General features: G+C 74.3%; 2 protein-coding genes and 1 pseudogene. All 3 read right to left on the bottom strand.

What is annotated here, in order from left to right; genetic code table 11:
• Window positions 1-109: 109 nt before the first annotated feature.
• A pseudogene (locus ACGFMK_RS44590) lies at window positions 110-8803 on the bottom strand (type I polyketide synthase); the annotation flags it as partial.
• Window positions 8804-8834: 31 nt separating this feature from the next.
• Entirely contained in the window at window positions 8835-19823 is a 10989-nt protein-coding gene (locus tag ACGFMK_RS44585) for an SDR family NAD(P)-dependent oxidoreductase (protein ID WP_392776623.1), read from the bottom strand.
• A gap of 47 nt (window positions 19824-19870) precedes the next feature.
• A partial coding sequence (locus ACGFMK_RS44580) for an SDR family NAD(P)-dependent oxidoreductase (protein ID WP_392776620.1) occupies window positions 19871-22369 on the bottom strand: 2499 nt, incomplete at its 5' end.

The raw sequence follows: 22369 nt of genomic DNA, 5'->3' as shown, positions 1-22369 counted from the left end.
CGCACAGGTCGGCCCAGAACTTGCCGATGTCGGGCGCGCCGGGGAAGTTGCCGGCCATGCCGACGATCGCGATGTCGTCGCCGGTGTCCCGTGGTTCCGTGGTCATGGTCTACCTTCCGGTCCGGCTGGGGCGCTTGCGGAGGTTCGCGGCGCGGGCGCGGCGGCGCTCGCCGCGCGCGGAGACGTCTTCGGCGGGTTCCGCGGCGGGCGAGGAGGACGCCCCGGCCGTGTCCGGCTCGCCGAGGAGGGTGACGAACTCGGCGATGGTCGGTTTCTCGAACAGGCTCGCCGGGGCGAGTTCGACGCCGAACTCCTTGGCCACGCGGCCGATCAGCACCAGGCCGATCAGCGACGTGCCGCCGAGGTCGAAGAACGGGTCGTGCACGCCGACCTCTTCCAGGCCGAGGCAGTCGCACCACGCGGCGGCGACGCGCTCCTCGGCCGGGGTGCGCGGGGCGACGAGCGCGGTGCGCAAGTCGGGCCGCGGGTAGCGCTCGCCGCCGGGCATCGCGGCGTCGGCGCCGACGAGGGCGTCGACCGAGCCCATCCGGGCCAGCGCGGCCAGGACGTCGGTGAGCGGCAGCGGCAGCACCGTCACCTGCGGCTCCCCGGACGCGACGATCCGCGACAGCAGCTCGGTGCCTTCCTCGGCGCCGATGCCGAACTCCTCGCGGAACCGGCGGGAGCCCTCCTGTGCCTCGGCCGAACCGGCGAGCCCGGACGACGTCCAGGCGTCCAGCTGCCACGGTCCCCACGCGACCGACACGACCTGCTTGGCCGGGCCGCGCCCGCCGGCTTCCGCGGCGGCGAACCCGTCGAGGAAGGCGTTGGCCGCGGAGTAGTCGGTTTCGCCGACCCCGACCGTCAGCGTCACCGTCGAGGAGTAGAGGACCAGCAGGTCGACCGGCTCGACCCGCAGGGCCTCGGCCAGGGCCAGGGTGCCGTCGATCTTCGGGGCCAGCACGGCGGCCGCCTGCTCGCGGGTCTTGTTCTGCAGCAGGCCACCACCGGCGATGCCGGCCGCGTGGACGACGCCGTCGAGGTCACCGAAGTAGCCCCGGACCTCGGCCAGCAGAGCGGCGGCCTCGCCGGGGACGCTGACGTCGGCGCGGACGGTCAGCACGTCGGCCCCCAGGGCTCGCAGGTCCCGGACCGCCAGCAGAACGCTGCTCGTGCGGTCGTCGACGCCGTGGTCGCGGATCCAGTCGTCCCAGGTGTCCTCGGGCGGCAGCTCGGTGCGGCCGGCCAGCGCGAGGTTGACACCCAGGGGCGCGAGCCGCCGGGCCAGGGCCAGGCCGAGCACGCCGAGACCGCCGGTGATCAGGTAGGTGCCGCCGGGTTTCCACGCTTGGGCGTCGTCGACCTCGGGCAGCTCGACGACGTCGAAGCCGCGCAGCCAGCGTCGTCCGCCACGCCAGGCGGCGACCGCGACGCCGTCGACGGTGTCCACTGTGGAGCTGGCCAGGAGGTCGAGTTCGTGGGCCGCTTCTTGCGCGGGATCACCGTCGAGGTCGGCGTACTGGGCGTGGACCAGGGGGTATTCGGCGGCGATGGCGTCGGTCATCGCGGCGATCGTCGGGGCGAAGGGGTCATGCGCGTCGCCGCCGAGGACGTCGAAGCCGTTGCGGCCCAGGGACAGGAGGTCCACCCGGCGGCCGGAGCACTCGGCACCGATCGCCTTGCCGAGCCACATCAGGCTGTAGAAGCCGGATTCGCGGTCGGTCGCGGTGAGGCCGTTCGCGTGGACGATCCGCAGCGGGCCGTCGCCCTTGACCTCGGCGAGAATCTTGCGGTAGCCGTCCACATCGGACTCTTCGATGACGGTCACCCGGTGTCCCGCTTCTTCGGCTGCCTCGGCGAAGCCGTCGAGCTTGCCGAAGAGGACCAGGTCGCCCGGCGTCGCGGGGGTCCGGCGGGTGGTGTCGCGGCGCCAGGTCGGCGTGTGGGCGCTCAGGCCCGCCTTGACCGGGGTCTCTTCTTCGGTGGCGGTCATCTGGTTGAGCGACCAGCCGGTGCCGCGGGAGGCGACCTCGGGCCAGTAGCGGGTGCGCTGGAAGCGGTAGGCGGGCAGCGGGACGAACCTGCGTCCCTCGCCGGCCCACTTGACGGGCACGCCGTGCTCCCAGAGCGCGCCGAGCGCGGCCAGCCACGCGTGCCGCCCGGGCTCCGGCTGCAGCGAGACCACCGGGGTCTGCGGCAGGTAGCGCCCGGCGGCTTCGGCACCGGCGTCGCCGAGCCCGCCTTCGACCAGCACGACGGCGTACTTCGCGAGGGCGAGAAGACCGTCCTCGAACCGGTCGTCGGCGATCCGCCAGTGCGCCGCGTCGGCGGCTTCGGCGGCGGTGAGGACTTCCCCGGTGCGAGGGGAGATCACCGGGATCGACGGCGCCTGCGCAGCCGGAACCGCTCCGCCCACGGCGAGTTCGAGACCACCGGAGAGGTCGAACACCCCGCCCGCGACCGCGGCGACGTACTCGCCGGTGCCGCGGCCGAGGATGACGGCGGGTTCGAGTCCCCAGGCGGCGAGCAGCCGGGTGAGGGCGTACTCGACGGCGAAGGTGACGGCTCGTTTGTCGGCCGTGCCGTCGAGCAGGTCACCATCGACCAGGGCCGCGCATGCGTCGATCGCCGCGTGGAAGGCCGGTTCGGTGCGGTACAGCTCGCCGGGGATCGCACCCGGTGTTCCCGGCAGCAGGAGGCCGAAGCGTCGGCGGTCGGTGACGGCCGATCCTCCGGTAACCGCGCGGAGGGCGGTTACCGCGTCGGCGTGGTCACGGACCACCACCGCCTTCCGCAGCGGGAGGGCACTCCTGCCTGCCTGGGTCGTGAACGCCACGTCGGCGAGTTCGACGTCGGCGGTCAAATGATCCGCAAGGGCCGAAGCGTTCGCGCGCAGTCCGGCCTCGCTGGTGCCGGACAGCGTCAGCAGCTGCCACTCCGGACCGGGTGCGGAGGCAGGCGCGGGCGCGGCCTGGTCCAGTACGAAGTGGACGTTCGAGCCCGACCAGCCGAACGAGCTGACCCCCGCGCGCAGCATCCCGTCCGCGTTCGCCGGGAACGGCCGGGCCGCGGGGACCGGGCGCACCGGGCCGTCCACGGTGACCACCGAGTTCGGGGTGCTCATGTGCAGGTTGCCCGGCAGCGTCCCGTGTTCCAGGGACAGGACCGTCTTGATCAGGCCGGCCATCCCGGCCGCGGCCAGGGTGTGGCCGACGTTCGTTTTCACCGCGCCGACGTACAGCGGTTCGGGGGCGGCCCGCTCGCCGAAGATCTCGCCGAGGGCGGTGAACTCGATCGCGTCGCCGAGCTGGGTGCCCGAGCCGTGGGCCTCGACGTAGCCGATCTCGTCGGGGGTGACGCCGGCGTCGGCCAGGGCCGCGCGGATGACCGCGTTCTGGGCCGCGCGGTTGGGGGCGGTGAGGCCGTTGCTGCGGCCGTCCTGGTTGGTCGCGGTGCCGCGGATGACCGCCCGTGCCCGCCCGGCCGGGCCGACTTCGGCCGCGCGGCGGAGCACGACGACCCCGCCACCTTCGCCGATGACGTAGCCGTCGGCGCTCTCGTCGAACGTCTTGGTGCGGCCGTCGGCGGCGAGCATGCTCATCTTGCAGGACTGGATGAAGACGTCCGGGTTGATCATCGCCGACGCCGCGCCGACGATCGCGATGTCGCACTCGCCGCGCCGCAGGCTCTGCACGGCCAGGTGCGCCGCGCTCAGCGCCGACGAGCAGGCGGTGTCCACGGTCAGGCACGGCCCGCGCAGGTCCAGCAGGTGCGCGATCCGGCCCGCCGCGGCGGACAGCGAGCTGCCGAGCCCGAAGTACGGGTCGTCGGCCGCGTCCATGCCGTCGGCTTCGAGCTGCCGCATGGAGTACTGCATGGTGTCGATCAGCCCGGCGAACACGCCGGTGCGGCTGCCGCGCAGCTCGTCCGCGGTGAGGCCGGCGTCCTCGATGCCCTCCCAGACCAGCTCCATGAGCAGCCGGAACGTCGGGTCGAGCCGCCGCGCCTCCTGCGGTGAGAGGCCGAAGAACGCCGCGTCCCAGCCGGCGATGTCGTCGACGAACGCGCCCTGCTGCGTGTACGCCTTGCCCGGCGCGGTGCGGTCGGGGTCGTAGTAGTCGGCGGCGTTCCAGCGGTCCGCGGGCACCTCGCGCACGAGGTCGCGGCCTTCGACGAGGTTGGTCCAGAACTTCTCGGGCGTGTCGCTGCCGCCGGCGAACCGGCAGGACAGGCCGACGACGGCGACGTCCTGGCCCGCTGCGACCGGGCCACCGGTCGTCACGCGCGGAGCGGATGGAGCGGTCGTGAGGGAAGCCAGCAGGTGCGCGGCGAGCGCGGCCGGGGTCGCGTGGTCGAACACCATGGTCGGCGGCAGCGCCAGGCCGGTCTCGGTGTTGATCCGGCCGCGCAGCTCGATCGCGGTCAGGGAGTCGATGCCCAGCTTGGTGAACTGCTGCCCGGCTGGGACGCCGTCGGTGTGCCCGAGCACGGCCGCGGTGTGGGTCAGGACCAGCTCGGTGACGACACGCTCGCGTTCGGCCTCCGGCAGCCCGGCGAGCCGGGTGCGCCACGCGTCGGCGGCTTCCGCGCCTTCGGCGGCCTGGGCCGCTTCGGCTTCGGCGATGGCGACGACCTCGGGCAGGCCGGCCAGCAGCGGGCTCGGCCGCAGCGCGGCGAACGGCGGCGCGAACTTCTCCCACGTCAGCTCGGCGACGGTCAGCGCGGTCTCGTCGCGGTCCAGCGCGTGCTGCAGCGCGACGAGGCCGGTCTCCGGCTCCATGGCCGGGACGCCGAGGCCGCTGAGCAGCTCGTCGAGGTCCTCGCCGACCCCCATGCCGACCCGGCCCCACCGGCCCCACGCGACCGACGTCGCGGGCAGACCCTGAGCCCGGCGCCGCTGGGCAACCGCTTCGAGGTGGGCGTTCGCGGCGCCGTACGCGCTCTGCACGGCGTTGCCGATGGACGCGGCGATCGACGAGAACAGCACGAAGGCGTCGAGGTCGAGCCCCTCGGTCAGCTCTTCGAGGTTCCGCGTGCCGGCGACCTTGGGACGCAGGACGTCGGCGTAGCGGGTGCGGTCCATCGTCTCGATCAGGCCGAGTTCGAGGACACCCGCGAGGTGGAAGACCGCGCGCAGGTCACCGCGGATCGGCTTGACGACCGCGGCCAGGGCGTCGCGGTCGGCGACGTCGCAGGCGGCGATGGTCACGCGGTCGCCGGCCAGTTCGGCGGCGCCGGGGGCGTCCGCGCCCTGGCGGGACACCAGGACGACGTGCTCGGCGCCGTGCTCGACCAGCCAGCGGGTGACGATCGAGCCCAGGCCGCCGGTGCCACCGGTGACGAGGACCGTGCCGCGCGGCTGCCACGAGCGCGTGGGCTCGGCGGGTTCGGCGTGGGCCAGCCGTCGGCCGAACGCGCCGGTCGCGCGGATCGCGACCTGGTCTTCCCCGCGCGGACCGGTGAGCACCCCGCGCAGCAGGGTGACCGTCTTCTCCCCCGGCTCGGCCGGGACATCCACCAGACCGCCCCACGCCTGGGGGTTCTCCAGGGCGGCCGCACGGCCGAAGCCCCACAGCTGGGACTGGGCGGGCGCGTCCGGCGCGTCGTGCGGGCCGGTCGAAACGGCACCGTGAGTGAGCGTCCACAGTGGACCTTGCGGATCACGGGCCGCAAGCGCTTGCACCAGGGTCATCGTGGCTTCGGCGCCGAAGGACAGGCCGCCGGTTTCGGTCTCGTCGAGGGCGAGCAGGGACAGGATCCCGTCGAACGGCTCGTCCGGCAGAGTCACCTCGTCGGGACGCTCGACGACCAACCGCTGGACGTAGGCACCGGCCAGCGCCTCCAGTGCGGTGTCGACCCAGGTGTCCTGAGTGGACGTGACGAGCAGCCAGCGGCCGGTGGCCGTGGACGTCGCGGGCGTGAACGGCTGCCAGCGGACGTGGTAGGCCAGGGCGTCCGCCTCGGCGGCGAGGGACCGGGCGCGGCGGTAGCGCGTCAGGGCGGGCAGGACCGTGCCGAGCGGGGCTTCGACGTCGGACAGCTTCAGCTCGGCGGCGAACTCGCCGACGTCGCCGGCCTCGACGACCGACCAGAACCGGCTGTCCTCGGCGGTGACGACCGTGACGTCGGCACCGGGGTCCTCCAGCCAGAAACGCTTGCGCTGGAACGGGTACGTCGGCAGCGGGATGGTCCGGGCGCCGCTGCCGTCGAGGTAGGCGGCCCAGCCGACGCGGGCGCCGTGGGCGTGCAGCAGGCCGAGCGCGCTGACGAGCGTCGCGGCCTGGTCGCGATCCTTGCGCTGAGCCGCGGCGAAAACCTGATCCGGCAGCACCGAGCGGCCCATCGGGGTGAGGGCCGCGTCCGGGCCGAGTTCCAGGAACGTCGTGACGCCCTGGCCGTGCAGGGTCTCGACCGCGTCGGCGAACCGGACGGTGCCGCGGACGTGCTCGGCCCAGTACGCCGGGTCGGTGAGCCGGTCGGCGGGCTCGCCGGTCAGCGTGGAGACGATCGGGATCGCCGGCTCGTGGTAGGTCAGGGTCTTCGCGACGGCCGTGAACTCGGCGAGCATCGGCTCCATCAGGGCCGAGTGGAAGGCGTGCGAGACGGCCAGGCGGGTGCTCCGGCGGCCGGGGAACCGCTCGGCGACGGCCAGGGTCGCGGCCTCGGCACCGGAGAGGACCACCGCGCGGGGACCGTTGACGGCGGCGAGCGCGACGCCGTCGGACAGGTGCGGGCGGACCTCGTCCTCGGTCGCCTCGAGGGCGAGCATCGCGCCGCCCTCGGGCAGGACCTGCATCAACCGGCCACGGGCCAGCACGAGCTTCGCGGCGTCCTCGAGCGAGAACACCCCGGCGACGTGCGCGGCGGCGATCTCGCCGATCGAATGCCCGGCCAGCGCGTCCGGGGTGACACCCCAGGACGTGACCAGGCGGTACAGCGCGACTTCGAAGGCGAACAGCGCGGGCTGGGCGAACTCGGTGCGGTCGAGGCGGGCGGCGTCGGCACCGAACACGACGTCCCGGACGCCGGGCAGGTGGGCACAGACCTCGTCGAAGGCCGCGGCGAAGACCGGGAAGCACTCGTGGAGCCGGCGGCCCATGCCGAGCCGTTGCGCGCCCTGACCGGTGAAGAGGAAGGCCAGCCGGCCGGCGGTGTCGCTGCCGGTGACCGCGCCCGCGTCGCCACCCGCGACGGCCCGCAGGCCCGCGGCCAGCTCGGCGCGGTCGGCGCCGGTGACGACCGCGCGGTGCTCCAGCGCGGCGCGGGTGGTGGCCAGCGACAGGGCGACGTCGACCGGCTCGGCGCCGGACTCGTCCACAGTGGACAGCAGGGCCGCGGCCTGCGCCCGGACCGCCGCGGGGGACGCGCCGGACAGGACGTACGGGACCACCGGCGGCGCGGTGACCGTACGCTCCTCTTCGGCCGCCGAGGCAGGCTGTTCGAGGATGACGTGCGCGTTGGTGCCGCTGATACCGAACGACGACACCCCCGCGCGCCGCGGCCGGTCGGCGGGCCACGGCCGGGCCTGGTCCAGCAGCTCGACCGCACCGGCGGACCAGTCGACGTGCGGCGACGGCTGGTCCACGTGCAGGGTGGCGGGCAGGACGCCGTGGCGCATCGCCTCGACCAGCTTGACGATCCCGGCCATGCCCGCCGCGGCCTGGGTGTGGCCGATGTTGGACTTGACCGAGCCCAGGTACAACGGTTCCGAGCGGTCACGGCCGTAGGTGGCCAGCAGGGCCTGCGCCTCGATCGGGTCACCGAGAGCAGTACCCGTGCCGTGCGCCTCCACCACGTCGACGTCCGAAGTGGACAGTCCGGCGTTCGCCAGGGCCGCGCGGATCACGCGTTGCTGCGACGGACCGTTCGGCGCGGTCAGGCCGCTGGACGCGCCGTCGGAGTTGACGGCGCTGCCGCGGACGAGCGCGAGCACCGGGTGGCCGTGGCGGCGGGCGTCGGAAAGCCTTTCCAGCACCAGCATTCCGGCGCCTTCGGCCCAGTTGGTGCCGTCGGCGGCCGCGGCGAACGGTTTGCAGCGGCCGTCCGGTGCCAGGCCGCGCTGCCGGGAGAACTCGACGAACGCGCCGGGGGTCGCCATGACCGTGACCCCGCCGGCCAGCGCCAGGGTGCACTCCCCCGACCGCAGCGAGCGGGCCGCGAGGTGCACCGCGACCAGCGACGACGAGCACGCCGTGTCGATCGACACCGACGGCCCTTCCAGGCCGAGCGAGTAGGACACGCGCCCGGAAACGACGCTGCCGGACGTCCCGATGCCGAGGTACCCCTCGTGCTCCTCCGGCAACGCCGTCAGCCGGGACGCGTAATCGGTGAAACCGACCCCCGCGAACACCCCCGTGCTGCTCCCGCGCAGCGTCGCCGGGTTGACGCCGGCCCGTTCGACCGCTTCCCACGCCGTCTCCAGCAGCAGGCGCTGCTGCGGGTCGGTCGCCTCGGCCTCGCGGGGCGAGATGCCGAACAGCTCGTTGTCGAACTCCGCGGCGTCGTGCAGGAAACCGCCCTCGCGGACGTAGCTGGTGCCCGGCACCGACGCGTCGAGGTCGTGGATCGTGTCGGTGTCCCAGCCGCGGTCGGTGGGGAACGGCGAGATGGCGTCACCACCGGCCTCGACCAGGTCCCACAGCTGTTCCGGGGTGCGGACACCACCGGGGAACCGGCAGCTCATCGCGACGATGGCGATGGGCTCGGTCTCCTTCTCCCGCGCGTCCGCCAGCTCGCGGCGGCTTTCGCGCAGGTCGGCCGCCATCCGCTTGAGGTAGTCGACGTACTGCTCTTCCGAAGGCATGGGTCATGGCTCCCGAGGGGCTGGAGGGCGGTCAGCGCGGGCCGAACTCGTCGTCGATCAGCGCGAGGAGGTCGTCCGGGGACGCGGCTTCGAGGTCGGCGGTCGTTCCGGGGACACAAGCGGGCTTCTTCGCGGCCCACGCCGTCACCAGCCGCTTGAGGCGGGCTTCGATGTCCGCGTCGGCGGGGTCGGCCCCGTCGAGGAGGGCTTCGAGCCGGGTGATCTGCTCGGTCACCGCGGCTCCCGGCCCGGTCTCGGGGGCGAGTTCGGTCTGCAGGTACTTGGCCAGCGCGTCCGGCGCCGGGTAGTCGAACACGACGGTGCTCGGCAGGGTGAGACCGGTCGCGACGGCCAGCGCGGTCCGGAACTCGACCGCGGTCAGCGAGTCGAAGCCCAGGTCGAGGAAGCCGCGGCCGGGGGCGATCGCGGCCGGCCCGGCGTGCCCGAGCACGGCCGCGGCCTGCCCGCGGACCAGGTCGAGCAGCGCGCGTTCCTGGTCGGTCTCGGCGAGCCCGGCCAACTTGCGACGCAGTTCGCCCGCGTCGGCCGTCGCGGCCCGGCGCCGGGAGGCCGGCACGAGGTCTCGCAGCACGGGAGGCACCTGCCCGGCGACCAGCCCGGCACGGTCCAGCTTGACCGGCACCGTCGCGGCGACATCCGCCGAGAGGGCCGCGTCGAACAGCGCCAGGCCTTCTTCGGTGCTCAAGGCAGGGAAGCCGTTGCGGCTCAGGCGGTTCCCCGCTTGGGTGCTGAGCGCGCCGCCCATGCCGTCGGCCCACCGGCCCCAGGCCAGCGCGTGGCCGGGCAGGCCGAGGGCCTTGCGGTGCACGGCGAGGCCGTCGAGGAAGGCGTTGGCCGCGGCGTAGTTGCCCTGCCCGGCGTTGCCGAGCACCCCGGCGGCCGAGGAGAACAGCACGAACGCGGCGAGGTCGTGGGCCTTGGTGAGCTCGTGCAGGTGCCAGGCGGCCGCGGCCTTGGGGCCGAAGACGGTGTCCAGGCGGTCGGGGGTGAGCGCCTCGACGAGGCCGTCGTCGAGGACACCGGCCGCGTGCACGACCCCCGTCAGCTGCGGGATTCCGCTCAGGAGGCTTTCGACGGCGCCACGGTCGGCGACGTCGCAGGCCGCGATCCGGACGGTCGCGCCGAGGTCGGTGAGTTCGGTGGTCAGTGCGGCGGCGCCGGGCGCGTCCGCGCCACGACGGCTGGTGAGGACCAGGTCGCGGACGCCGTGCGCCTGGACGAGGTGCCGGGCGAGGTGGGCGCCGAGCCCGCCGGTGCCGCCGGTGATGAGCACGGTGCCGCCGGAGAGGTCCGGGCTGGCGCCCGCGGTCGCGCCAACCGGCGCCAGCCGGGGCGCGTAAGCCTTTCCTTCGCGCAGCAGCAACTGGTCTTCACCCGTGGCCAGGGCCCGGCCCAGCACCGCCGTGTCGCCGTCGCCGTCGACGAGGACGAAGCGACCGGGGTGCTCCGACTGGGCCGCGCGGACCAGGCCCCAGACCGCGGCCGCGGCCGGGTCGGCACCGTCCTCTTCGGACAGTCCGACGGCGCCCGCGGTCAGGATCACCAGACGGCCGTCGCGGGGTGCCGCGAGCCACTCCTGCAGCTTCGCCAGCACCTCGGTGGTCGCCAGCCGGGCCGCGTCGGCGACCCCCGTGGCGCCCTGTGGTTCGGGCAGTTCGAGGACCTCGGCGTCGATCTCGGAGCCGGTGAGGGCGACCGGGGTCCAGATCAGGCGGTGCAGCGACTCGCTCGGCGCGGCCGCCACGGCTGGGCGCTCCCCGAACGTCACCTCGGCGGTGAGCACCGGCTCGCCCGCGAGGTCGACGACGCTCAGCGTGCCGGTATCGGTCAGCGCCGCCCGGACGCGGGTGGCGCCGGTCGCGTGCAGGGTGACGTTCCGCCAGGCGACCGGCCAGCCGTGCTCGGCCAGCAGCGGGTCGAGCAGGTTCGGGTGCAGGCCGTAGAGCGTGTCCTCCGGGACAGTCAGCTCCACGAACGAGCCCTCGACCGCGGAAGCCACGGACTCGGTGACCAGGAAGCCGGTGGCGTGGCGCTGCCAGTCCTGTCCGGCGCGGGTGTGGATCGAGACCGGGCGACGGCCGTCGTCCACGGCACCGACCGCGACCTGGACCTCGCGGTCCCCGGACAGCGGTGCCTCCACGGTGAGTTCGGAAAGGGTCGCGTAGCCGACCTCGTCCCCGGCGCGGATCGCCAGCTCGACCAGCAGCGTGTCCGACGGTTCCGCGGGCAGGACGCCGGTGCACAGCACCGAGCCGTCCCCGGCCGACGTCACCGCGGAGGCCAGCACCGGGTGCCGCAGGCTGCCGGCCACCCGCGCGACGGCCGGTTCGCGAATCCAATACCGCTCGTGCTGGAAGGCGTAGGTGGGCAGGTCGACCACCCGCGGCGAGGCCGGGGCGAAGAACGCGGGCCAGTCGACGTCGATCCCGCGGACGTGCAGCCGGGCCAGCGCCGTCACGGCGGTCGACGGCTCGTCGCGGTCGGCGCGCAGGGCCGGGATCGCCTCGCCGGCCCCCGCGGCCAGGGCCGAGAGCACCGCGGCCGGGCCGATCTCGAGGAACGTGGTCACGCCTTCGGCCGTCAACGCCGTCAGCGCGTCGGCGAACCGGACCGGCTCTCGTACGTGCCGCACCCAGTGGGCCGGGTCGGTGAGGTCGGCGGTCAGCGTCGACACGACCGGGATCGACGGCTCGGCGTAGGTCAGTTCGTTCGCCACCGCGGCGAACTCGTCCAGCATCGGGTCCATCAGCGGCGAGTGGAACGCGTGGGAGACGTCGAGGCGCTTCACCTTGCGGCCCCGCGCTTCCAGGGCCGCCGCGGCGGCCAGCACCGGTTCCGCCGCGCCCGAGAGCACGACGGCGTCCGGGCCGTTGACCGCCGCGATGGCGACGTCGGAGAACTCGGCCACCTCGGCCTCACTCGCCTGCACCGCGACCATCGCGCCGCCCTCGGGCAGTCCCTCCATCAGCCGGCCGCGGGCCTCGACGAGCTTGGCCGCGTCGGCCAGGGACAGCAGCCCGGCCACGTGCGCCGCGGCGATCTCGCCGATCGAGTGCCCGGCGACGAAGGCCGGGCGCACACCCCACGACTCGAAGAGCCGGTACAGCGCGACTTCCAACGCGAAGATCGCGGGCTGGGCGGTACCGGTCCGGTCGAGGTCGTCGCCGCCGACGGCCGGGAGCAGCGCGGCGACCTCGTCGTAGGCCCCCGCGTAAGCCGGGAACGCCTCGTACAGCCCGCGGCCCATGCCGGCCCGCTGCGAACCCTGGCCGGTGAACAGGAAGGCCAGGCGGCCGGTCGCGGTTTCCCCGGTGACGAGGTTCGCGGCGGACCCACCTCCGGCGAGGGCGCGCAACCCCGAAGCCGCGTCTCCCACGACGACCGCGCGGTGGTCGTGGTGCGTACGCGTGGTCGCCAGGGAGAACCCGACGTCCACAGTCGACTTGTCCACAGCGGACAGTCGGACCGCTTGGTCGACCAGGGCCGCCGGGGTACGTCCCGAAAGGACCCACGGGACGACCGGCAGTTCGCGCGACGGCTCGGGGTCGGCGAAGTCCGGCGCCTGCTCGATGACGACGTGCGCGTTGGTGCCGCTGATGCCGAACGACGATACGCCGGCGCGGCGCGGCCGCCCGGTCTCCGGCCACGGCACCCGCTCGGTCAGCAGGTCGACATCGCCGGTGGTCCAGTCGACGTGCGGCGTCGGCTCGTCCACGTGCAGGCTGGCCGGGACGACGCCGTGGCGCATCGCCTCGACGACCTTGATGATCCCGGCGACCCCGGCCGCGGCCTGGGTGTGGCCGATGTTGGACTTGACCGAGCCGAGCAGCAGCGGCCGCTCGCGGTCCTGGCCGTAGGTCGCCAGCAGGGCCTGCGCCTCGATCGGGTCACCCAGCGGGGTGCCGGTTCCGTGTGCCTCGACGACGTCCACAGTGGACGCTTCGACACCGGCGTTGGCCAGTGCCGCGCGGATCACGCGCTGCTGCGAGGGGCCGTTGGGGGCGGTGAGGCCGTTGGACGCGCCGTCCTGGTTGACCGCGGAGCCGCGCACGACGGCCAGCACGGTGTGCCCGTTGCGGCGGGCGTCGGAAAGCCTTTCCAGCACGAGGATCCCGACACCCTCGGCCCAGTTCGTGCCGTCGGCCGCGCCGGCGAACGGCTTGCAGCGCCCGTCCGGCGCGAGGCCGCGCTGCCGCGAGAACTCGACGAACATGTCGGGCGAGGCCATCACGTTGACGCCGCCGGCCAGGGCGAGCGTGCACTCCCCCGACCGCAGCGACTGCGCGGCGAGGTGCACCGCGACCAGCGACGACGAGCACGCCGTGTCGACCGAGACGGCCGGGCCCTCCAGGCCCAGTGCGTAGGCGACGCGACCGGAGACGACGCTGCTGAAGGACGCGGTGCCGAGGAAGCCTTCGACCTGCTCGGGGATCGCGCTCAGCCGGGAGATGTAGTCGTTGGACAGCGCGCCGGCGAACACACCGGTGCTGGTCCCGCGCAGGGTCGCGGGGTTGATCCCGGCGCGTTCGAGGGCCTCCCACGCCGTCTCCAGGACCTGGCGCTGCTGCGGGTCGATGGCGAGGGCCTCGCGGGGTGAGATGCCGAAGAACTCGGCGTCGAAGTCGCCCGCGTTGTAGAGGAACGCGCCTTCCGAGGCGTACGTCGTGCCGCGGTGGTCGGGGTCCGGGTGGAACAGCGAGTCGAGGGGCCAGTCGCGGTCGGCCGGGAAGTCACCGACGCCGTCGCGGCCCTCGGCGACCAGCTGCCACAGCTCATCGGGCGAGGTGACCTCACCCGGGTAGCGGCAGCCCATGCCGACGATGACGATCGGGTCGTCGTGGGTACCGGCCCCGGCCGTGCTGGGGGTGACCACGGCCGGGACCGGCGTCTCGTCCCCGATCAGCTCGCCGCGCAAGAAGGTGCTGAGCGCGGCGGGTGTCGGGTGGTCGAAGACGAGCGTCGCGGGCAGCCGGAGGCCGGTCGCGGCGCCGAGGCGGTTGCGCAGCTCGACCGCGGTGAGCGAGTCGAAGCCGATCTCGTTGAACGCGCGGGTCGCGGCGATCCCGGCCGCGTCGGCGTGGCCGAGCACCAGCGCGACCTCGCGGCGCACCAGGTCGAGCAGCAGCTCGTCCTGGTCGCTGACGGGCAGCCCGGTGAGCTTGCGGCGCAGCTCGCCCGCCTGCTCGGCGGTCGCCGTCTTGGCCTTGGCGCGGCCGGACCCGCCGACCAGCGCGCGGATGAGCGGCGAGATCGGGGCGTTGCTGCTCCGAACGGTCGCGCGATCGAACTTGAGGCCGAGCAGGACGGCGTGGTCGAGGCCGACCGCGCGGTCGAACATCGCCAGACCCTCTTCGGGGTCGATCGGCGGGAACCCGCTGCGGCGCAGGCGTTCCTCGCCCGCGTCGCCGAGCTCCCCGCGCATGCCGCCGGACCACAGGCCCCAGGCGACCGACTGCGCGGCCAGGCCGTCGGCGCGGCGGCGCGTGGCGAGCCCGTCGAGGAACGCGTTGGCGGCGGCGTAGTTGCCCTGGCCCGGGTTGCCGAGCACGCCGGCCGCCGAGGAGAACTGGACGAACCAGCGCAGCGGCCGGTCCGCGGTCAGCTCGTGCAGGTGCCAGGCGGCTTCGGCCTTCGGCGCGAGGACGCGGTCGAGACGTTCGGGGGTCAGCGCATCGAGGGGGGCGTCGTCGAGAACACCGGCCGCGTGGACGACGCCGGTCAGCGGGTGCTCGGCGGGAATCCCGGCCAGCAGCTCGGCGACGGCGTCGCGATCCGAGCCGTCGCACGCGCTGATCGTGACGGTGGCCCCCAGCGCGGTCAGCTCGGACGCCAGTTCGGCCGCGCCGGGCGCGTCCGGGCCGCGACGGCTGGTGAGCACCAGGTGCCGGACGTCGTGGGTCGTGATCAGGTGCCGAGCCAGCATCGCGCCGAGGCCGCCGGTGCCGCCGGTGATCAGGACGGTGCCCTGGGGCTCCGGTCCCTGCGGCACGGTCAGGACGACCTTGCCGATGTGCTTGGCCTGGCTGAGCAGCCGGAACGCCTCGGGCGCGCGGCGGACGTCCCAGGTGCGGCGCGGCAGCGGCGTGAGGACACCCTGCGCGAACAGGTCGAGGACCTCGGCCCACATCCGGGAGAACTGCTCAGGGCCGGCCTCGATCAGGTCGTACGGCCGGTACTGAACGCCGGGGTGCTGCGTGGCGACCTCGCCGGGGTCGCGCAGGCCCGCCTTGCCCATCTCGAGGAACCGGCCGCCGCGCGGCAGCAGCCGCAGGGACGCGTCGACGAAGTCGCCGGTGAGCGCGTCGAGCACGACGTCGACGCCGCGGCCGTCGCTGGTGGCCAGGAACTGCTTCTCGAAGTCGAGCGTGCGGGAGCTGGCGATGTGGGCGTCGTCGAGCCCGGCCTCGCGCAGGACGTGCTGCTTGCCGGGGCCGGCGGTGCCGTAGACCTCGGCGCCGAGGTGGCGGGCGATCTGGACGGCCGCCATGCCGACCCCGCCTGCGGCCGCGTGGACCAGCACGGACTCGCCCTCGTGCAGCCCGGCGAGCTCCTTGAGCCCGAAGTACGCGGTGAGGAACACCAGCGGCACGGACGCGGCCTCTTCGAACGTCCAGCCGTCCGGGATCCGGGCGCACATCGAACGCTGCGCGGTGGTGACCGTGCCGATGCCACCGATGGCGACCCCCATCACGCGGTCGCCGACGGCGAGATCGTCCACCTCGGACCCGACCTCGAGGACGACGCCGGCGACCTCGTTGCCGAGCGGGCCGGGCTCACCTTCGAACATGCCGAGGACGTTGAGCGCATCGCGGAAGTTGAGGCCCGCGGCGGCTACGCCGACGCGGATGTGCCCGGGCGCCAAGGGTTCCAGGGCCTGGGGGCACGGCTCCAGGCGCAGTTCTTCGAGGGTGCCGCGCGCGGCCATGCCGAGGCGCCACGCCGGGTCGGCGGGCGGGACCAGCTCGTCGGGGCCCGGCACCGGGCCGAGGCGCAGGGCCGCGAAGGCGCCGTCGCGCAGGGTCAGCTGGGGTTCGCCGGTGGCCAGGACCGCGGCGAGCTCGCGGTCGGACAGGTCACCGGTCTCGCTGTCGACGAGCACGACCCGGCCGGGCAGCTCGCTCTGCGCCGAGCGGCCGAGGCCCCAGACGGCGGCGGCCGCCGGGTCGACGCGGCCGGGACCGATCGCGTCGCAGGTGACGATGACGAGCTTGGTGTCGGCGAACCGGTCCTCTGTGGACAGTTGCTGCAGGGCGGAAAGCACTTCGTGGGTGGCGATCCGGACGCCCGCGGGGTCGGTGAACACCGGGAGCACGACCACCGGCGGCACCTCACCGCCGCCGAGGCGGCCGTGGTAGGCCCAGCCGACCACGGCCGGGTCCGCCGGGGTGGGCACCGGCGTCCAGTCGAGCCGGAACAGCGAATCGAGGCCGGGCGCGGTGGCCAGTGCTCCGGCAGCCAGCTCGCGCAGGGTCAGCGATCCGATGGTGACGACGGGTGCGCCGGTACCGTCGGCGGCGCGCAGGGTGACCGCGCCGGACGCGCCGGGGGTCAGCCGCAGCCGGAGTGCGGACGCACCCGCGGCGTGCAGGGTGACGTCCTGCCAGAGGAACGGCAGCTTCGCGCCGCCCGGCTCCTCGCTCAGCAGGCCGATCGCGTGCAGGCCCGCGTCGAGCAGCGCCGGGTGCAGGCCGAAGCGTTCGACGTCGGCCTTGCCGGCCGCGTCCGGCAGCTCGGTCTCGGCGAAGATCTCGTCGCCGGCGCGCCAAGCGGCCTTGAGCCCGCGGAACACCGGGCCGTACTCGAGACCGGCGGCGGCGAAGACCGGGTAGACATCGGTGACGTCGACCGCGACGGCGTCCCGCGGCGGCCATTCGGCCAGGTCGAACCCGGCCGCCGGGGCGTGCGACGCCAGCGTGCCGGACCCGTGCAGCGTCCAGGCGCCCTCACCGGAGCGGGAGTACACCGCGACCGCGCGGCGGCCGGACTCGTCCGGCGCGGCCAGCGCGACCTGGACGTCCACCGGCCCGGCCAGGACCATCGGCTCGCGCAGGGTCAGTTCTTCGAGGTGGGCGCAGCCGGCTTCGTCGCCGGCTCGCAGCGCCAGCTCGACGAGCGCGGTGCCGGGCACGATGACGGTGCCGGCGACCGCGTGGTCGGTGAGCCACGGGTGGGTGGCCGGGGAGATCCGGCCGGTCAGCACGATCCCGGCGCCGTCGGCGAGCGGGACGGCCGCGCCGAGCAGCGGGTGGGCGGCGTCGGCCAGGCCGAGCCCGCCCGGGTCGCCCGCGCCGCGGCCACCGCGCAGCCAGTAGTTCTCGCGCTGGAAGGGGTAGGTGGGCAGGTCGATCGTGCGGGCGCCGGTCCCGGCGTGGAACGCCGTCCAGTCGACGCGGGCGCCCCGCACGTGCAGCTCGGCGAGCACGGTCATCGCGGTGAGCGCTTCGGGACGATCGCGACGCAGCACGGGCACGGCGACGGTGCCTTCGGGCGGCAGCGTCCGCGCGGCCATCCCGGCCAGCACGGAGTCGGGGCCGATCTCGACGAACCGGGAAACGCCTTCCCCGCGCAGGAACTCGACGCCGTCGGCGAACCGCACAGGCCGGCGGACGTGCCGCGGCCAGTAGCCGGGCACGGTGACCTCGTCCGGGCCGGCGAGGCGGCCGGTCACGTTCGACACCACCGGGATCTTCGGCTCGTGGTACGTCGCCTGGGCGGCGATCTCGCCGTACTCGGCGAGCATGCCGTCCATCCGCGCCGAGTGCGACGCGTGGGAGATGTTGAGCCGCTTGACCTTGCGGCCGCGTTCGGCGAACTTCGCCGCCAGGGCCTCGGCGATCGTCTCCTCGCCCGAGATGACGACCGAGTCGGGCGCGTTGAGGGCGCCGATGGCGAGGCCGTCGGTCAGCTCGGCGGCGATCTCCTCCTCGGTGGCCTGGATCCCGATCATCGCGCCGCCCGGCGGCTGGGCCTCCATCAGGCGGCCGCGGGCGGTGATCATCCGGGCGGCGTCGGCGAGGTCCCAGACGCCGGCGACGTGCGCGGCGGCCAGTTCCCCGGCGGAGTGGCCGACGACGTAGTCGGGGCGGGCGCCCCACGACTCGAGCAGCCGGAACAGGGCGATCTGCAGGGCGAACATCGCGGGCTGCGCGTAGGTCATCCGGTCGAGCAGGCTCTGGTCGTCACCGAAGACGATGTCGGCCAGGGGCCGGTCGAGGTGCGCGTCGAGGGCGGCGCACGCCTCGTCGAAGGCCCTCCGGTAGGCCGGGAACGTGTCGTACAGCTCGCGGCCCATGCCGCAGCGCTGGGCGCCCATGCCGGAGAACAGGAACGCGGTGCGCCCGAGCAGCGGCTCACCGGTGACAACGCCGGGCGCGGGCTCGCCGGAGGCCAGCGCGGTCAGCCCGGCCTTGAGGTCGTCGCGGGTCCGGCCGACGACCACGGCGCGGCTTTCCAGCGCGGTGCGGGTGGTGGCCAACGACCAGCCGAGGTCGAGCGGGTCGACGTTGTCCACTGTGGACAACAAGCCTTGAGCGGCGGCCTGCAGCGCGGCGGGTCCGCGGGCCGAGAGCGGCCACGCCTGGACCGGCGGCGGTGTCCGTTCCGGCTCGGGTTCTTCGGCTGCTGGGGCCTGTTCCAAGATGACGTGGGCGTTGGTGCCGCTCATGCCGAACGACGACACCCCGGCACGCCGCGGCCGGTCACCGGTGTCCCACGGCTTCGGCTCGGTGAGCAGCTCGACCGACCCGGCCGTCCAGTCGACGTGCGGCGACGGCTCGTCGACGTGCAGGGTCCGCGGCAGGACGCCGTGGCGCATCGCCTCGATCACCTTGATGATCCCGGCGGCGCCCGCGGCGGCCTGGGTGTGCCCGATGTTGGACTTGATCGAACCCAGCCACAACGGTTCCGCGCGGTCGCGGCCGTAGGTGGCCAGCACCGCCTGGGCCTCGATCGGGTCGCCCAGGGTGGTGCCGGTGCCGTGGGCCTCGACGGCGTCGACGTCCGCGGCGGTGAGCTTCGCGTTCTTCAGCGCGGCACGGATGACCCGCTGCTGGGCCGGGCCGTTGGGCGCGGTCAGGCCGTTGGACGCGCCGTCCTGGTTGACGGCGGACCCGCGGACCACGGCGAGGATCCGGTGCCCGTTGCGGCGGGCGTCGGAAAGCCGTTCCAGCAGCAGCATTCCGGCGCCTTCGGACCAGCCGGTGCCGTCGGCGCCCGCGGCGAACGCCTTGCAGCGGCCGTCCGGGGCCATGCCGCGCTGGCGGGAGAATTCGACGAACGTCTCCGGTGTCGCCATCACGGTGACGCCGCCGGCCAGGGCGAGCGAGCACTCCCCCGACCGCAGGGCGTGCGCCGCGAGGTGGACCGCGACCAGCGACGACGAGCACGCCGTGTCGATCGTGACGGCCGGGCCCTCCAGGCCGAGGGTGTAGGCGAGCCGGCCCGACAGCACGCTGTTGGACGAGCCGGTGCCGAGGAACCCTTCGACCTCTTCGGAGCCGCCGTCGAACCCGGAAACGTACTCGCTGCGCATCGCCCCGGCGAACACGCCGGTGGCGCTGCCCTTGAGTGCCGCGGTGTCCAGCCCGGCGCGTTCGAACGTCTCCCAGGTGACCTCCAGCAGCAGCCGCTGCTGCGGGTCCATGGCGAGGGCCTCCCGCGGCGAGATGCCGAAGAAGCCCGCGTCGAACTCACCCGCGTCGTGCAGGAAGCCGCCCTGGTCGCTGTAGCTGGTGCCGCGGTGCTCCGGGTCCGGGTGGTACAGCGCGTCGGTGTCCCAGCCGCGGTTGGCCGGGAAGCCCGACATGCCGTCACCGCCGCCGTCGACGAGGTCCCACAGCTGCTCCGGCGAGGTGACGCCGCCGGGGTACCGGCAGGCCATGCCGATCACGGCCAGGGGTTCGGAACCGCTTTCCTCGGCTTCCTTGAGGCGTCGCCGCGTCTCGCGCAGTTCGGCGGCCAGCCGCTTGAAGTAGTCGAGCGTCCGTTCGTCGGTCGTCATGACGGTGGTCCTCCTAGCGGCGGCGGTGTCGCGGCGCCGGGCCGGGGTCAGAGTTCGTTGTCCAGCAGGGCGAACATGTCGTCGATGGTGTCCACTTCCAGGTCCGCTTCGCCGCCGGACGGCCGGACCCGGTCCTGCCACACGGCGACCAGGTTCCGCAGCTTCGTCTCGACTTCGGCACCGTCCGCCTCCGAAACGTCCACTGTGGACAGCTCGGCGGCGAGCCGGTCGATATCGGAAGCCAGGCCGGTTTCCTCCCCGGCGGCGGGCACCACTTCGGACTGCAGGTACTTGGCCAGGTCGTCGGGGGTCGGGTAGTCGAAGATCAGCGTCGCGGGCAGGCGCAGGCCGGTGGCCGCGTCGAGCCCGTTGCGCAGCTCGACCGCGGTCAGCGAGTCGAAGCCCAGCTCGGTGAACGCCTTGGCCGGCTCGATCGCGTCCGGACCGCTGTGCCCGAGGGCCGCCGCGGCCTGGCCGCGCACCACCCCGAGCAGCACCAGTTCGGCGTCGGCCTGCGACAGCCCGGCGAGCCGCCGCTTGAGCCCGTCCGCCTGCGCCGCCGCGTCGACCGGGGCGGCCCGGCGCACCGAGCCGCGGACCAGGCCGCGCAGCAGCGGCGGCACCGGCCCGGTCGCCGAGCGGAGCCCGGCCACGTCCAGCTTGACCGGCACGGAGACCGGCTCGGCCAGGGTGGTGGCCAGGTCGAACAGGTCGAGACCTTCGGCCGGGTCGAAGCTGCCCACGCCGTCGCGGCCCATCCGGTCGGCATCCGCTGCGTCTCCCATGCCGCCCATGCCATTGGCCCAGAGGCCGAAGGCGAGCGACGTCGCCGGCAGCCCCAGGCCGCGGCGGTGGTGCGCCAGGCCGTCGAGGAAGGTGTTCGCCGCGGCGTAGTTGGCCTGCCCCGGCGCGCCGAGCACGCCGGCGGCCGAGGAGAACAAGACGAACATGGTCAGGTCGCGGTTGCGGGTGAGCTCGTGCAGGTTCCACGCCGCGTCCACCTTGGGCCGCAGCACCTTCTCGAGCCGCTCGGGGGTGAGCGCGGTGAGCAGGCCGTCGTCGAGGACACCGGCCGCGTGCACCACGCCGGTCAGGCCGGGCGTGCGGTCCAGTACGGCGGCGAGCGCGTCGCGGTCCGTGGCGTCGCACGCCTCGATCCGCACGGTCGCGCCCAGCCCGGTCAGGTCCGCCGCCAGTTCGGCCGCGCCCGGGGCGTCCGGGCCGCGGCGGCTGGTGAGCACCAGGTCCCGGACGTCGTGCTTCGTGACCAGGTGGCGGGCCAGTACCGCGCCGAGCCCGCCGGTGCCGCCGGTGACGAGCACCGTGCCGGTCGCCGGGCGCCGCGGCACGGTCAGGACGACCTTGCCGACGTGCTTGGCCTGGCTGAGGAAGCGCAGCGCCTCGGGAGCGCGGCGCAGGTCCCAGGTGCGGACGGGCAGCGGGGTGAGCACGCCTTCGCCGAACAAGACCATCAGCTCCTCCCACATCTGCGCGATCCGGCGGCTGCCCGCTTCGATCACGTCGAACGCCCGGTAAGTGACCTCCGGATGGTGCCCCGCGCCGGCGCCGTCCGGGCGGACGTCGGTCTTCCCCATTTCCACGAACCGCCCACCGCGCGGTAACAGGCGCATCGAGGCGTCGATGAACTCGCCCGTGAGGGCGTTGAGCACGACGTCGACGCCGCGCCCGCCGGTGGTCTCGCGGAACCGGTCCTCGAACGCGAGGGTCCGGGACGACGCGATGTGGTCGTCGGCCAGCCCGGCGGCACGCAGGACGTCCCACTTGCCCTCGCTCGCGGTGCCGAAGACCTCGGCGCCGAGGTGGCGGGCCAGCTGCGTGGCCGCCATGCCGACCCCGCCGGCCGCGGCGTGGATCAGCACCGACTCGCCCTTCTGCAGGGCGCCGAGGTCGGCCAGCGCGTAGTAGGCGGTCAGGAACACCAGCGGCACGGACGCGGCCTGCTCGAACGTCCAGTCCGCCGGCATCTTCGCCAGCAGGTCCCGGTCGGCGAAGGTGATGGGACCGAAGCCGCCGTGCACCAGGCCCATCACGCGGTCGCCGGGCGCGAGATCGTCCACTTCGGACCCGACCTCGGTGACGACGCCGGCACCTTCGTAGCCGATGCGGCCGGCGTCACCCGGGTACATGCCGAGCACGTTGAGCACGTCACGGAAGTTGGTCCCGGCCGCGCGGGTGGCGATCCGGACCTCCCGCGACAGCAACGGTTCCACGGCCTCGGGGAACGGCTCGAAGGAGAGCCGCTCAAGGGTGCCCTTGACGACGCTGTCCAGCCGCCAGGCCGGTTCGTGCCACGGCGGCACGAGGTCCGGCGACGACGCCGCGGTCAGCAGCCGCGCGGCGTGGACGACCCCGTCGCGCACGGCCAGCTGGGTTTCGTCACCCAGCACGGCGATCGCGGTCTCGGCGTCGGCCTCCGCCGCGTCGAGCAGGACCAGCCGGCCGGGGTGCGCGGACTTGGCGCTGCGGACCAGGCCCCCCACCGCGGCGGCGGCCGGGGCGCCCGCCGCCGGGGCCGCGGCCGCCGG

The sequence above is a fragment of the Amycolatopsis sp. NPDC049252 genome (genome assembly GCF_043197175.1).
In the GTDB taxonomy this organism is placed as follows: Bacteria; Actinomycetota; Actinomycetes; order Mycobacteriales; family Pseudonocardiaceae; genus Amycolatopsis.
The sequence above is the reverse complement of the archived record's forward strand: the minus strand, read 5'-3'. Positions and strand labels throughout refer to the sequence as shown.

Excerpts from the sequence above, each read along its gene's own strand:
- ACGFMK_RS44585 (WP_392776623.1), bottom strand. The coding sequence starts at position 19,823 with ATGACGACCGACGAACGGACGCTCGACTACTTCAAGCGGCTGGCCGCC.